At 54.6% G+C, this 13,692-nt stretch carries 13 protein-coding genes and 1 other annotated feature (1 of these 14 cut by a window edge); of the genes, 9 read left to right on the top strand and 4 right to left on the bottom strand.

Features of this window, described 5'->3' with window-relative positions:
- Nucleotides 1–191 precede the first annotated feature (191 nt).
- The 4 genes from recF to dnaA all read right to left on the bottom strand — a co-directional run bounded on the left by recF (nucleotide 192) and on the right by dnaA (nucleotide 4,212).
- Nucleotides 192–1,295: a DNA replication/repair protein RecF gene (gene recF / locus B2W96_RS07450; RefSeq protein WP_293009656.1), complete on the bottom strand. Its 1,104-nt coding sequence runs from the start codon at nucleotides 1,293–1,295 to the stop codon at nucleotides 192–194.
- Nucleotides 1,285–1,500, bottom strand: a complete 216-nt coding sequence (locus B2W96_RS07445; protein WP_293009655.1) for an RNA-binding S4 domain-containing protein — start codon at nucleotides 1,498–1,500, stop codon at nucleotides 1,285–1,287. The genes recF and B2W96_RS07445 overlap by 11 nt, the downstream gene beginning before the upstream one ends.
- A 1-nt stretch (nucleotide 1,501) precedes the next feature.
- Nucleotides 1,502–2,614: a DNA polymerase III subunit beta gene (gene dnaN / locus B2W96_RS07440; RefSeq protein WP_293009654.1), complete on the bottom strand. Its 1,113-nt coding sequence runs from the start codon at nucleotides 2,612–2,614 to the stop codon at nucleotides 1,502–1,504.
- 284 nt (nucleotides 2,615–2,898) lie between these two features.
- Complete coding sequence (gene dnaA / locus B2W96_RS07435; RefSeq protein ID WP_293009653.1) at nucleotides 2,899–4,212, bottom strand: chromosomal replication initiator protein DnaA; 1,314 nt, start codon at nucleotides 4,210–4,212, stop codon at nucleotides 2,899–2,901.
- A 381-nt stretch (nucleotides 4,213–4,593) separates the two neighbouring features.
- On the opposite strand from dnaA, the gene rpmH reads away from it, so the two are divergent.
- From rpmH to B2W96_RS07390, 9 genes are all read left to right on the top strand, one after another.
- Complete coding sequence (rpmH, locus tag B2W96_RS07430) at nucleotides 4,594–4,734, top strand: 50S ribosomal protein L34 (RefSeq protein ID WP_293009652.1); 141 nt, start codon at nucleotides 4,594–4,596, stop codon at nucleotides 4,732–4,734.
- A 136-nt stretch (nucleotides 4,735–4,870) separates the two neighbouring features.
- A complete protein-coding gene (gene rnpA, locus B2W96_RS07425; protein WP_293009651.1) occupies nucleotides 4,871–5,218 on the top strand; it encodes a ribonuclease P protein component in 348 nt (115 codons plus the stop codon).
- On the top strand, nucleotides 5,215–5,424 hold the full coding sequence (gene yidD / locus B2W96_RS07420) for a membrane protein insertion efficiency factor YidD (protein ID WP_293009650.1): 210 nt from the start codon (nucleotides 5,215–5,217) through the stop codon (nucleotides 5,422–5,424). Before rnpA ends, yidD begins: the two co-directional genes overlap by 4 nt.
- A gap of 34 nt (nucleotides 5,425–5,458) precedes the next feature.
- Nucleotides 5,459–6,610, top strand: coding sequence for a YidC/Oxa1 family membrane protein insertase (gene yidC / locus B2W96_RS07415; RefSeq protein WP_293009649.1), 1,152 nt, complete (start codon nucleotides 5,459–5,461; stop codon nucleotides 6,608–6,610).
- A 12-nt stretch (nucleotides 6,611–6,622) separates the two neighbouring features.
- Nucleotides 6,623–7,465: an RNA-binding cell elongation regulator Jag/EloR gene (gene jag / locus B2W96_RS07410; protein WP_293009648.1), complete on the top strand. Its 843-nt coding sequence runs from the start codon at nucleotides 6,623–6,625 to the stop codon at nucleotides 7,463–7,465.
- A 343-nt stretch (nucleotides 7,466–7,808) separates the two neighbouring features.
- The gene (locus B2W96_RS07405) at nucleotides 7,809–9,527 is read left to right on the top strand and encodes an efflux RND transporter periplasmic adaptor subunit (protein WP_293009647.1); all 1,719 of its coding nucleotides are present in this window, start codon (nucleotides 7,809–7,811) and stop codon (nucleotides 9,525–9,527) included.
- The gene (locus tag B2W96_RS07400) at nucleotides 9,524–10,261 is read left to right on the top strand and encodes an ABC transporter ATP-binding protein (protein ID WP_293009646.1); all 738 of its coding nucleotides are present in this window, start codon (nucleotides 9,524–9,526) and stop codon (nucleotides 10,259–10,261) included. Before B2W96_RS07405 ends, B2W96_RS07400 begins: the two co-directional genes overlap by 4 nt.
- Nucleotides 10,258–11,457 (top strand): ABC transporter permease, encoded by a 1,200-nt coding sequence (locus tag B2W96_RS07395; RefSeq protein ID WP_293009645.1) that lies wholly within the window; start codon nucleotides 10,258–10,260, stop codon nucleotides 11,455–11,457. The genes B2W96_RS07400 and B2W96_RS07395 overlap by 4 nt, the downstream gene beginning before the upstream one ends.
- A gap of 61 nt (nucleotides 11,458–11,518) precedes the next feature.
- A complete protein-coding gene (locus B2W96_RS07390; RefSeq protein WP_293009644.1) occupies nucleotides 11,519–13,396 on the top strand; it encodes an S-layer homology domain-containing protein in 1,878 nt (625 codons plus the stop codon).
- A gap of 191 nt (nucleotides 13,397–13,587) precedes the next feature.
- Nucleotides 13,588–13,692 (top strand) — a binding site (T-box leader) (it continues 106 nt past the right edge of the window).

Below are 13,692 nucleotides of genomic sequence, written 5' to 3'. Positions count from 1 at the left end.
GCAAGATATTCCCGGGTCCTTTTTCCGTAGCTGCATTTGTCAAGATCAAAGATGCCTACCACCCGGTTCTCCGGGACAATTTCGTTCTGACCGATATGAAGATACAAGGTCCATCCTCCTTTTTTCCTTTAAACGCCCAAAGCGCGCATTTACCTTTAAGTTTCACGTGAAACATTACGGGTGCAGGCGGTTTACTCCGCGCGACCGTTTGCCACATGAAACACCTTTCCCCCAAGAAGCACGGGAAGCCTATCATCTTCGCAGCAGGTGATGAACACCTGTCCGCCTGCAATTCGGTTCAGCACAAATTCCTGCCGCCGGGGGTCCAGCTCGGAGAGCACATCGTCCAGCAGCAGCACGGGAGCCTCGCCGGAGGCATTTTTGTAAATCTCCCGCTCGGCAAGCTTTAAGCTCAAGGCCGCCGTGCGGGTCTGTCCCTGTGAACAATAGGTTTTGGCGTCCCGTCCGTCAATTTCCACCACAAGGTCATCCTTGTGAGGACCGGAAAGGCACAGCCGGGAGGCAAGCTCCGCACATTTGTGGTTTTCCATATGGCTCCGAAGCTGTCGTGCCAAAATTGCAGGCTCTGCCAATGGGTCCTCCACAGAGGAGACGGTTTTATAAGAAACGGACAGGCGTTCCTTCCCGCCGGAACAGTCCGCATGGTTGGCGGCGGCCGTGGCCGCCAGCTTCTCTACAAACTGCGCCCGATAGTGAATCAGCACCGCGCCGCACTGCACCAGCCGCTCGTTAAACTCCGGCAGCATCTGCAAAAGGCCGGGCTGCTGATCGCAGTCCCGCAGAATCCGGGTTTTATGAGCATACGCCCGCCGATAGGACGCAAGGGCAGAGGCATATCGGGGACGAAGCTGACACAGTGCGTTATCCAAAAACCGCCGCCGTGCCGCAGCCCCGTCCCGAATCAAAAGCAAATCCTCCGGGCAAAAAAACACGGTTTGCAGCACGCCGGAAAGCTCCGCCGCCGTTTTTGCAGGGACCTTATTGATCCAAAGCTTCCTTCGCTTCCCCCGATACAGCTCCGCCCGCAGGACAAATTCCCGCTCTCTTGAAAAAACTTTGCCGGACAAAACGGTGTTTTCCGCTGAAAATGCAATCAGTTCACGGTCGCTTTTCGCTCGGTCGGAGCTGCCGCAGGAAAGATATTGGACAGCCTCCAGCAAGTTGGTCTTTCCCTGTGCGTTGTCACCGAAAATCACATTGCAGTCCGGGTCAAAGGACAGGTTCTGGCGGGTATAGTTGCGGAAGTTCTCCAGAAGCAATCCGTCAATTCGCATAGACCGGGGTACACTCCTGCCCATCCAGCCGGGCTACGTCGCCGGGACGCAGTTTTTTGCCCCGCTGGGTGCAGGTTTCACCGTTCACCATGACCTCGCCGCCTTGAATGCGTTCCTTGGCTTCTCCTCCGGAGTACACCAGATTTGCCAGCTTTAAAAGGTCCTGAAGCTTTACATATTCCGTCGTAATCGTGACAGCTTTCATTTTAATCCTGCGCTTTCAGCCGCACAGGCAGCACCATATAAAGGAAGTTCTCCTCGCCCTCCGTGGGGACGATGACGGCGGGGGAAACGCCGGTGTTTAACTCAATTTTTACCGTGTCGGCAGGGGCATAGCGCAGAGCTTCCATCAAATAACGGTTATTAAAACCGATTTCCAGCTCTCCGCCGTCACCCGCCACGCGGCAGACATCCTTGGCTTCTCCGTTGGCCGTCTTCGCAGAAAGAACCACCCGGTCTTTGTCAAACAGGCATCGCACCGGGCTTTTCAGCTTTTCGGAGATCACCACGCTGACCCGGTCGATGCTTTGAATCAGCTCTTTGGTGTCCGCTACCACAGAAATGGGGTTTTTCCGGGGCACCGCGCTCTTATAGTCCAGAAAATCCCCCTCAAGACGGCGGCAGATCAACTGCGTCTCGCCTACCTCAAATAAAATATGGCGTTTCCCTAAGGTAATTGCCGCCGTATCCTCCACGTCGCCGCAGATTTTTTCAATTTCGTTCAGGGCGGAGCCGGGAGCCACGAAGGAAAAGTACCCGCCGTTGACCCGCTCCAAAGGTTCCTTGCGAATGGCAAGCCGGAACCCGTCCACGGAGACCACGGTCAGTCCGTCTTCGCCGATTTCAAACAGGGAACCGGTGTGAACCGGACGGCTCTCGTTGGTGGAGACGGCAAACAGTGTCTCCTCAATCATGGAGCGTAAAGTTTTCTGCTGGATGGAGACAGAATATTCGTCCTCCACCTCTGGAAGATCGGGATAGTCCGCGGCGCTGAGACCCATGATGTTAAAATCTGCGTCTCCGCACTGAAGGCGGACTGTCAGCCTGTCGTCGGAAGAAAAGGTAATCATGTCGTCCGGCATCCGCCGGATGATATCGCCGAACAAACGTGCGTTTAACACCAGCGCGCCGGGCTCCGTCACGTCGGCGGAGAGGATGGTGCGAATACCTGTCTGCATGTTGTAGCCGGAAACGGTGACCGTTTCACCGGCGCGAAGCAAAAGGCCCTCTAGCGCGGGAATGGAGCTTTTCTGCGATACAGCGCGGGAGGTCACGGCCACCGCGCTTTGCAGCAAGGCTTTTTCACAAGAGAATTTCATAGGCTTTTTTCCTTTCTGTGGAAGCTTTTCTTTTTTTGGTGAAAGCCGGGGACAAAGAGAAGGTTTGCGGTTTTTGTGTTCTTTTAGAAAAGAAAGATATATTTTTTAGTGATAGTCATAGTAGAGGGACAAAAACGGTGGAAAAGTGCGGAAATCCCTGTCAGCACAGGAAAAGTTTTTAAGCAGACAAGCTGGAAAAAGTGGGGTGTTTTTCCACAATGGGTATACAGACCCTGGTTTTCCACAAAACTGTTTTCCTTTTCCACAGGAGGAGTGGGGAAAACTCAGTGCTTCGAGCTGATGTTGGTTTTGATTTCTTTCACTGCCTCAGCAAAGCCTGCGTCGGATTTCATCTGCCGCTCCACCTTCTCAATAGAGTAGAGCACGGTGGAGTGGTCACGGTTTCCGAAAAACTTGCCGATATCGTCGCTGGAAAGGTTCGTCATGCTGCGAATCAGGTACATGGCGACCTGACGGGCGGCCACCGCCTCCCGCACCCGTTGCTGTCCCCGAATGACTTCGGCGGACACGCCGTAATACTTGGAGACAAAATCCACGATGGAATCCGAGGTGGGAAGGTTCTCTCCCCGGCGGAGAATATCCTGAATGGCCCGTTTCACCAGATCCTCGTCTACGTCGTCCCCCAACAGGTCCTTATAGGCGAGAAGTTTGTTGATGGTGCCTTCAAGCTGCCGGACGTTGGAAGTGACGCGTTCGGCGATGTAGGCGGCGACCTTGTTTGGAATTTCCATGCCAAGCAAAGCGGCCTTGTTTTTGATGATGGCCATGCGGGTTTCATAGTCCGGCGGAGCCACGTCCACCAGAAGTCCCCATTCAAACCGGGTGCGCAGCCGGTCTTCCAACTGCATCATTTCCGAGGGGGGACGGTCTGAGGTGAGCACAATTTGCTTTCCGGACTCGTAAAGATTGTTGAAGGTGTGGAAAAATTCCTCCTGCGTCTGCTTGCGCCCGGCGATAAACTGAACGTCATCCACCAGAAACAGGTCCGCCTTGCGATATTTCTCCCGCATTTCGGCGGTTTTACCGCCCTGAATGGCTTCCACCAGTTCGTTGGTCAAATCATCGCCTTTTACATAGGCAATTTTTGCGTTGGGGTCGTCTTTTTTGATGACATGTGCAATGGAGTAGATCAGGTGGGTCTTTCCAAGGCCGGAATCCCCGTAAATAAGCAGTGGGTTATAGTTTTTTGCCGGATGCTCCGCCACGGAGATGCAGGCGGCATGTGCCAGTTTATTGCTGGAGCCCACCACAAAGCGCTCGAAGGTAAATTCGTCGGAGGTAAATGCCTCCGACTTCTTTTTCTGGGCGCTGCCTGAAAAAATGGCATATTCCTCAGCGGTGAGGACCGTTACTTCAAAATCGGTGGAAAAGATATCGTGAAGGGCCGCCTTGATATTTTTTATGAACAGGCTCTCAATGTAATTTTTCTTGAAGTCGTTGGGACAGTACAGATAAAAAACGCCGTCCCGGAGATCCACGGCTTCCAGTTCGTCAAACCAGGTGGCAATGGTCGTCTCCGAGAGGTCGCGTTTTAACTGAGTGAGGACGTTTGTCCAGACGTCGGCTACGGAATTCAAAAGTAAAGACACCTCTCTTTCCCTGCGAACAGGGGAAATCATATACCCACTGATTATACCAAAAAACACATAAAAAAACAACACATATTCTAATAAATAAGAATTGAAAAAATAGAACGTAAAAGCACAATATCTGGAAAAAGCGGCGGCAAAAAACGGCCATCTTGTGGTTTTGTCCGTCAGGTTCTCAAAAAAAGGCAATTTGCCTGAAAATTTCAGCGTTTACAAGTTTTTATTGACAGTATTTTGATTTCCATGTATACTGTTCCGTGCGCTGGATTTGCGTTTTTTATTTGTTTACTGCGCGGCGTAGGCGCCGTGTCGAGTAAGAGCCGTCATAAAGGCGGCCGGAAAAGATTTCAGTACAGGAGGTGTCTCAACATGGCGACAAAACGTACCTATCAGCCCAAGAAGCGTCACGGACAAAAGGTCCACGGCTTCCGCAAGCGGATGGCCACCGCTAACGGCCGCAAGGTTCTTGCCCGCCGCCGCGCCAAGGGCCGTGCTCAGCTCAGCTACTAAGTTGCTGCGCGCGGGGTTTTTCTCGCGGAGGACCTGCTGAACAAAATAGACAGGGACGGCAGGAAACCGGTTTTCCTCCGTCCCTTATTGGCATGGTCGGCAGATCCTCGGTCATCGGAAACGAACAGGAGAATGCATGAAAAAAGCCGTTACGCTGAAAAAAAATCATGAGTTTCGCCGCCTGTACGGCAAGGGTTTATCCGCCGCCGGAAGCGGGCTTGTGATTTACTGCCGAAAAAACCGGCTGGGGCACAACCGGTTGGGCGTTACCGTATCCACCAAGCTTGGAAATGCGGTGGTGCGCAACCGGGCGCGCCGCAGGCTGCGGGAGGCCTATCGGCTGAACCAGCACCTGATGCGTCAGGGCTATGACATGGTTCTGGTGGCGCGTCACCGGGCGGTCAATATGCCATGGATAGAGCTGAACGCCAGCTTTTTAAAGCTTTCGGGGAAGCTGGGGCTTTTGGAGGAGGCGCTTGGGTGAAACGAATACTATTGGCGCTGGTGAGATTTTACCGAAGGGCAATCTCACCCTTTCGCCGGCCCTGTTGCCGGTTTTATCCAACCTGCTCCCAATATGCGCTGGAAGCCATTGAAAAATATGGCGCGCTGAAGGGCGGGTATTTGGCTGTGCGCCGCATTCTCCGCTGCAACCCATTCCACAGGGGGGGCTACGACCCCGTGCCCTGAGCGTAGTGAGATTTGTACACAAAGGAGTCTTCCAATGGGATTTTTAGGAACCATGGGATATTACGTTTGTATCCCGTTTGCCGCCCTTTTGCGGTTGTTTTACAATATGACCGGCTCCTATGGTCTGTCCCTGATTTTCTTCACGCTGGTGATCAAGCTGGTGCTGCTGCCGTTCCAGATGAAGAGCAAAAAGAGCATGGTCCGCATGAACCGCATGAGCGGAAAGATGAAGGAAATTCAGAAGAAGTACGCCAATAACCCCGCGAAACAGCAGGAGGAAACCCAGAAGCTGTATGCCGAGCAGGGTGTCAGCCCCATGAGCGGCTGCCTTTGGAGCATGCTGCCCATGTTCTTCCTCATCGCGCTGTATGCGATTATCCGCCAGCCCATCACCCATTTCATGATGCTGGACGCAAGCGTGGTGGATTCGGCCCTTTCCGCACTGCAGTCTGCCGGCGTAAATATTGCCGACATTGCCACCACCACCAAGGAAGGGGCCTTGCAGGTCACCTCCTTCGGGCAGATTATGATGGTCAACGCCATCAATACCCAGCTTCCCGAATTTGCCGCCAGCGTCCCTGGCTGGATAAGCGTGAATTACAGCTTCCTGGGAATGGACCTGTCGGTTTTGCCCAGCAATGTGCTTCAGGCGTTTACCTTTACCTGGGCCAACATCGGCGTGATTCTGATGCCCGTGATTTCCGCTGGACTCAGCTTTTTGATGAGCATGGCGTCTATGGCGGGACAGGACAAGAGCAGCCCCGCTGCCCGGCAGATGAAGACGATGCTGTGGATGATGCCTCTGATGTCTCTGTGGATCGGCTTTACCCTGCCTGCCGCATTGTGCGTGTACTGGATTGCCCAGAGCGCGTTCTCCGCGGTGCAGGAGTGGTTTATGGGCAAGTTCTATAACCAGAAGATCGAGGAAGAGGAGAATCAGCGGCAGGAGGCCATCGAGGCCGACCGTCACCGCCGTCAGGAGGAGGCCCGGGGCAAGCAGGAGGAGCTGCGCCAGCAGCAGGCCCTGAAGCCCTCACTGAAGGATAAGCGCAAGGCCGCGCAGGAGGCCAAGGGCAACAAGCCCAAGAAAGCCAGCACCAATGAAAACGGCCGCGTGGGCGACCGTCCTTATGCCCGCGGCCGCGCCTATCAGGAGAATCGGTACGGCGATTCCAACGAGAAATAAGGAGCTTTTGCCATGAGTTATATTGACGTAACGGGCAAGACGGAGGAGGAAGCCATTGCCCGCGGACTTTCACAGTTAAATATGGAGCGGGACGACGTGTCCGTTGAAATTCTTGAACGGGCCAAATCCGGATTTCTGGGTATTGGCAGCGCTCCTGCAAAGGTACGCGTGACCTATGGCGACGAAGAAGAAAAGCCCGTCGCCCCGGAGATTGTCCCCGCCAAGCCCAAGATGGAGAGCAGACCCGCGGCCAAGCCCGCGGCGAAGCCTGCGGTCAAACCCGTACCTCGGGTGGAGAAGCCCACGGAAGAGCCTGTGCAAAAGACCCGTGAGCCTGCCGTGAAGGAAGAACGGCCCGCACCTACCCAGTATGTGTCCAAACCCTTGGGTGAAGAAGTGCAGGACGAAAAGGCGGAGGCCATCCGCACGTTCCTCTCCGGGCTTCTGGAAAAAATGGAAGTGGAGTCTCAGATTCGCGTGTATCAGCCGGAAAAGGGCCGGTATCAGGTGATTCTGGAGGGTTCCGGCATGGGGCAGATTATCGGCCGCCGGGGCGAAACGCTGGATGCGATTCAGCAGCTCACCGGCTATTGTGTAAACCGCGCCGGAACGGGCCGGGTACGGGTGGCCGTGGATGCGGAAAACTACCGCGCCAAGCGGGAGGAAAGTCTGGACCATCTGGCCCGCAAAGTGGCGGCTAAGGTCGTTAAGTATCGCCGCAGCGTGACGCTGGAGCCTATGAACGCCTACGAGCGCCACATCATTCATGCCGCCTTGCAGGACGAGCCCAACGTGGCCACCGGATCCATTGGAAGCGACCCCAACCGGCGGGTTGTGGTGTCCTACGTGCGATGAAGGAATGATCTGAGAGCAATCAGTTAAATACGAAAAAGGAACGGCGGGTAAACACCCCGCCGTTCTTTTTTGCTGTCTGGAATAAATTTTTGGAGAAGGGGGATTCATTGTATGTTGATCCCACTAAAAAGGTGTAAAATTCACACAAAAGACTTGACTTTTTGAAATTTTGTACTATTGTTATAATACAATAAAAACAGTTGCGTTTGGCCAGTTAAAAAAGAATTCCTGATACGGTGCGGGTTTCAAGCTTTGTTCAAGGTGAATCATGGAAAATGTTTGATAAACACATAACCCGGCGCAGGGCCAAATACGAGGCTTATGTAAGGAAATGAGGAATCGTATGAAAGAAGAATTGCAGAAGACCGAAGAGGTACAGGGGCTGGACGAACGTCCGGCGAAAAAAAGGGGGCTTGGAGTGATTGGAAAACTGAAGGGTCTGTGGGGCCGGAAGAAGCTGCGCAAGTGGCTGATTCTGGCCGTTGTGCTGGTATTGGTGGTGTCTGCGGTGCTGCGGGGATTCAGCAAAAATAAGGCTGCCGCCGCAATTACTTATACGGAAGAGGACGTGTCCTATCGCGCGATTACACAGGCGCTCAGCGGAACCGGCACGCTCCAGCCTGCCAACGCCTATACCGTCACCACGTTGAAGGAGGGCGAAATTTTATCGGCCGATTTTGAAGAGGGAGATACGGTCACTAAGGAGACCGTTCTTTATGAGCTGGATAGCTCCGACGTCAGCAGCAATTTGGAAAAGTCCCAGCTATCGCTGAATCAGGCCCAGCGCAGCTACGAAAAGGCGGCCTATGCGCAGTCTCCCGTATCGGGAACTGTGGCGTCTTTGGATGTAAAAACTGGCGATGTGGTAAAAGCCGGGCAGACGGTGGCCACCGTGCGGGACAATTCCTCAATGACGCTGAAGGTGCAGTTCGCATCGGACGATGCGAAGAGCTTTTACGTGGGGCAAAGCGCTTCCGTGGTGCTGGACGGCTCCTTTGAGACGCTTACCGGAACAGTTACTGCGATTTCGGGGGCTGACACGGTACTTACCGGAAACCGTATTGTGCGCAGCGTGACAATCTCCGTAAAAAATCCCGGTGGACTGACCGACACGCAGGCCGCCACCGCCACAATTAACGGCAGCGGCTCCAGTGAAAACGCCACCTTGGAGTATCGGGCAGCGGAGGACGTGGTTGCCTCCTCCGGCGGCACCGTGGCCGCCATCAATGTAAAAGAGGGCGGAACGGTATCCGCCGGGCAGGCCATTGTAACCTTTGCCGCCAATGCGGCCAACGACTCCGTTCAATCTGCGGAGGATACTCTGAAAAGTGCCGAGCTGAGTATGGAAACCTCTCAAAAGCAATTGGAGGATTACACGATTACTTCCCCCATTGACGGAACCATTGTGGATAAGCAAATCAAGGCCGGTGAAAAGGTGGAGTCCGGCAATACCCTCTGCATTATCTACGATTTGAGCTATCTTGAAATGACGCTCAGTGTGGATGAACTGGATATTACCCAGGTGACGGTGGGGCAAAACGTCACGATTACGGCGGATGCCGTGGAGGGCGAAACCTTTACCGGACAGGTGACGAAGATTTCCATGGCGGGAACCACCAGTAACAGCGCCACCACCTATCCCGTCACCGTTCGGATCGACGACTACGGCGATCTTTGGCCGGGCATGAACGTGGACGCGGAAATTGTGCTTGCGGAAAATGACAATGCGCTTTCCATCCCCAGCGCCGCTTTGGAGCGGGGGAATAAGGTGCTGATTACCGCCGATTCCCCCAGTGCGGCCAATGCACTGGAAGACAAAGCGCCGGACAACTATGTCTATGTGTCCGTGGAAACCGGCGTCAGCAACGACAATTACATTGAGATTACATCTGGACTTCAGGAAGGAGATACCGTGGCTTATTTGCCTGCTTCCAGCAGCTCCTCTGGAATGGATATGATGATGGGCGGCGGCGAAATGGACGGCGAAGGTCCCAACGGCGGCGGAGGCGGAGGTCCCAGCGGAGGCGGCCCCGGCGGAGGCGGCGGAGGACCGATGGAATGAGCGCTCTGATTGAATTTCAGGATGTATCCAAGGTTTATGAGATGGGCGATACTATTGTCCGGGCGGCAGATCACATTTCCATGCAGATTCAAAAAGGCGAGTTTGTGGCCATCGTGGGCCAATCCGGCTCAGGAAAATCCACCTGCATGAATATCATCGGCTGTCTGGACGTTCCAACCGACGGTAAATATTTGCTGGACGGTCGGGATGTAGGCTCGTTGGATAAGGACCAACTGGCAGAAATCCGCAATAAGATGCTGGGATTTATTTTTCAGCAGTACAATCTGCTTCCAAGGCTCACGCTGCTGGAAAATGTGGAAGTTCCCATGATGTACGCCGGTGTTTCTAAAAACGACCGGAGGGAACGGGCAAAGGTGGCCTTGGAAATGGTGGGACTTGGAAGCAAGATCAACCACCGGCCCGCGCAGCTCTCCGGAGGCCAGCAGCAGCGCGTTTCCATTGCCCGGGCGCTGGTGGGGGAGCCTGCGGTAATTTTGGCCGACGAGCCAACCGGCGCACTGGATTCCCACACCGGAAGGGATGTCCTGTCTCTTTTGCAGCAGCTTCACGCGGCGGGAAACACCGTGGTGTTGATCACCCACGATAACTCCATCGCCGTGCAGGCCCAGCGCATCATCCGTCTCGAGGACGGACGGGTGATTTACGACGGAGATTCCCACGCGACGGAAGCGGTGGTATCGTCAAGTCTTTCAGGAATGGGGGGCGGACAATGAAACTGACGGAAGCCTTCCAGCTTGCTGTTAAAAACATTAAGGGCAACAGGATGCGCACCTTTTTGACAATGCTGGGCATTATCATCGGTATTGCGGCTGTCATTGTGATTGTGGGCCTTGGAAATGGCATGGAAAAGTATATGCGCGACCAATTTGCCGACATGGGGACAAATACGGTGGCGGTGAACATTATGGGTCGGGGCAGCTCCCGCAGCGTGTCAGAAACGCAGATGTATGAGCTGGTGGCGGAAAATCCCGACTATTTTGACCAGATTTCCCCCACGGTCAGTCCGTCCGGCACCGTTAAAATCGGAACAGAAAGCATTTCCACCACGACGGTTACGGGCGTCAGCGAGGCATACTTCGACATGAAGGGCTATACGATTTCTTCGGGACGGGGCCTTCAGTATGTGGATATGACAAAACGGCGAAATGTCTGTGTGGTGGGAAATTACCTCAACAGCACCTATTACGGCGGAAACGCCGTTGGCCAGACAATCCGCCTAAGTGGAAAAAGCTTTTTGATTGTGGGCGTTATGACGCAGGAAACCGACGGCGAGATGGAGGAGGGCGGAACGGACGACTGCGTGTTCCTTCCCTATTCCACTGCGGCGCGCATGTCCTATACCGGCACGATCAGCAGCTATACCCTTACCGTGGTGGACGAAACGCAGGCCGCAGCCAGCGTGACCATTGTGGAGGATTACCTCTACAACATTTTTTCCGATGACGACGCATATCGGGTTGTCAGCATGGCAGAGATGCTTGACACCATGAACGCCATGATTAACGTGATGATTGGGATTCTGGCGGGCATTGCCGCAATCTCTCTGGTGGTGGGCGGCATTGGAATTATGAATATTATGCTGGTATCCGTCACGGAGCGAACACGGGAAATCGGTATCCGCAAGGCGCTGGGCGCGAAGGAGCGGTACATTATGCAGCAGTTTGTCATGGAGGCCGCAACCACCTCCGCGCTGGGCGGTGTGCTGGGTATTACCGTGGGGTACGGACTTTCTTCCATTGCCACCATCATCGTCACGGCGCTGATGCAGGAAAACCTGACCGTCAGCCCCTCTCTTGGCGCGGTGCTGGGCGCGTTCGGCATTTCCACCTTTATCGGCATCGTGTTTGGATATTTGCCGGCAAAAAAGGCGGCGCGATTGAATCCTATTGATGCACTACATTATGACTGACAGGGGCGCGGTGCGCCGAGAGGCCGCTTGTGCCTGCTGCGCGCAGAAAGGAAAAAAACTTATGAAAAAACGAATTCTATGCCTTCTAATGGCGGTGTTTTTGCTGCCTGGTCTGATCGCCGTCCCTGCCGGAGCAGCCGTTTCGGAGAACAGCGGCGAGGTCCAGACCATCCGGGCGCTGGGGATTATGACAGGGGATTCCGCCGGAAACCTGAATCTTGGCGGCAATGTCACCCGGGCACAATTTGCGAAAATGCTGGTAAACGCCTCCTCGTATAAAGACAGCGTGGGGGATGGAGAGGGCGTTTCCCTCTTTAAGGATGTGAACAGCACCCACTGGGCCTCCCAGTATATTAAAATCGCTGTGAACGAGGGGTGGATGACGGGATATACCGACGGAACCTTCCGTCCCAGCCAGAGCATCACGCTGGAACAGGCATGCGCCACAGTGCTGCGTCTTTTGGGATACGACTCCTCGGCGCTTGCGGGGTCCTTTCCCTCCGCGCAGTTGAGCAAGGCCAGCTCGCTGGGACTGCGGGATCAGATCTCCCTGGGAAAGGGCGAGTACATGACGCGGTCCGACTGTGTGTACCTGTTCTATAATACTCTGACGGCGCAGACCAGCGATGCAAAGACCTACGCCGTCACGCTGGGCTATACCGTCACCAATGGCAACGTGGACTATGCTGCGGTGGTTTCCGCCAATTTGAGCGGGCCTTATGTGGCGACGGGCGGCGCACAGTCGCTGGAGATTCCTTTTGCTGCCTCGGCAGCCGCTGTATACCGCAACGGCGCTTCGTCCTCCATCTCCGCTTTGCAGCAGTACGATGTTTATTATTATAACGCGGGGATGCAGACGGTGTGGATTTATACCGACCGGGCAGGCGGCACCATTACCGCCTTGCTGCCCAGCGCCGCTGCACCCACCTCGGTTACCGTTGGTGCGAAGACCTATACCGTCGGAACCGCCACGGCGGCTTATAAGCTGTCGTCCATGGGCGGATTCAAGGTGGGAGACACCGCCCTGCTTCTGCTGGGCATGAACGGCGAAGTGGTGGATGTGGTCAATGGCAGCGCGGCGGATACAGTTTATTACGGCGTGGTCACCGCCGTGGCCAATGCATCCTCCTCCGGCTCCACCGCGGGAACCGAGGTCCGTGTAAGCGTGGCTTGTACCGACGGTGTGGTTCACACCTTCTCCGTCAGCCAGCAGGGTGCCTATACGGTGGGAAGTCTGGTTTCCGCCAGTATGACTGACAGCGGCGCATCGATCAGCCAGCTTACCGCCAAGACACTCACCGGTGCGGTGAATCAGGCCGGAACCAAGCTGGGAGACAAAATTTTTGCCGGGGATGTGCAGATTTTGGATACCGCCTCCAACGGCGCATGGGCCAAAATCTACCCAAGCCGTCTGGCAGGCTACACGCTTTCTGCGAGCGATATCCGCTACTATGTCACCAATACAAGCGGTGAAATTACCCACCTGCTTTTGGATGACGCCACGGGGGATACCTGGTCTTACTATTATCTGACATCCGTTCCAGAAAAGGAGAACGGTACGCTCAGCGGCAGCTATTCCGGACTAAAGGATGGAGCCACCGTCTCGCTTGACAACAACGGGAAAACGTTTGGCATAGAAGCCGGAGGCGTAGGTGTTCAGTTTAACAGCGACGGTGAAATCAAGAGTATGCGTGCGCTTCAGTCTGTCACGCTGGACAGTCTCAGCTCCGTCAGCGCCATGGGCGGCAATACAACTTATGCGCTGGATTCTGGCGTGCAGGTCTATCTGCGCAAGCGGGATGCGGGCTATGTCTTGAATTACTATCAGGTGGACCTGGGCTCCGTCAATGCGGCGGACTACAAGCTGACCGGCTGGGTTGATAACTTCGGCTCCACCGCCGGTAAACAGGTGCGGGTCATTATCGCGGAGAAAAAGTGATTTCTTAAAGAACGTTTCCGCTTCCGCAGGGAAAACCGACGGCAACAGACTATTGGCTATAAGAAATATCAAATAAGGAAAACGCCTCGTCTCCAGCACCGTTTGGAGATGAGGCGTTTTCTCGGCTTTCTTGGCTTTTTGAGATTATCTTGACATTTCGGAAAAAAGGTGATAGAGTAGCCACAATATTTCAAGAGGCTGTGAAAGGGAGTAGTATCCCCTGTTTCCGGGCGAAGAGAGAGGACGGTTTGGTGTAAGTCCTTGCCGGAAGGGAGAGAAGGCGCCCCCGAGCCGCG

The sequence above is a fragment of the Oscillibacter sp. UBA6647 genome, from assembly GCA_002455655.1.
Lineage (GTDB): Bacteria > Bacillota > Clostridia > Oscillospirales > Oscillospiraceae > Oscillibacter.
Note: the sequence above shows the minus strand (reverse complement) of the source record. Positions and strands in the feature narration are given on the sequence as shown.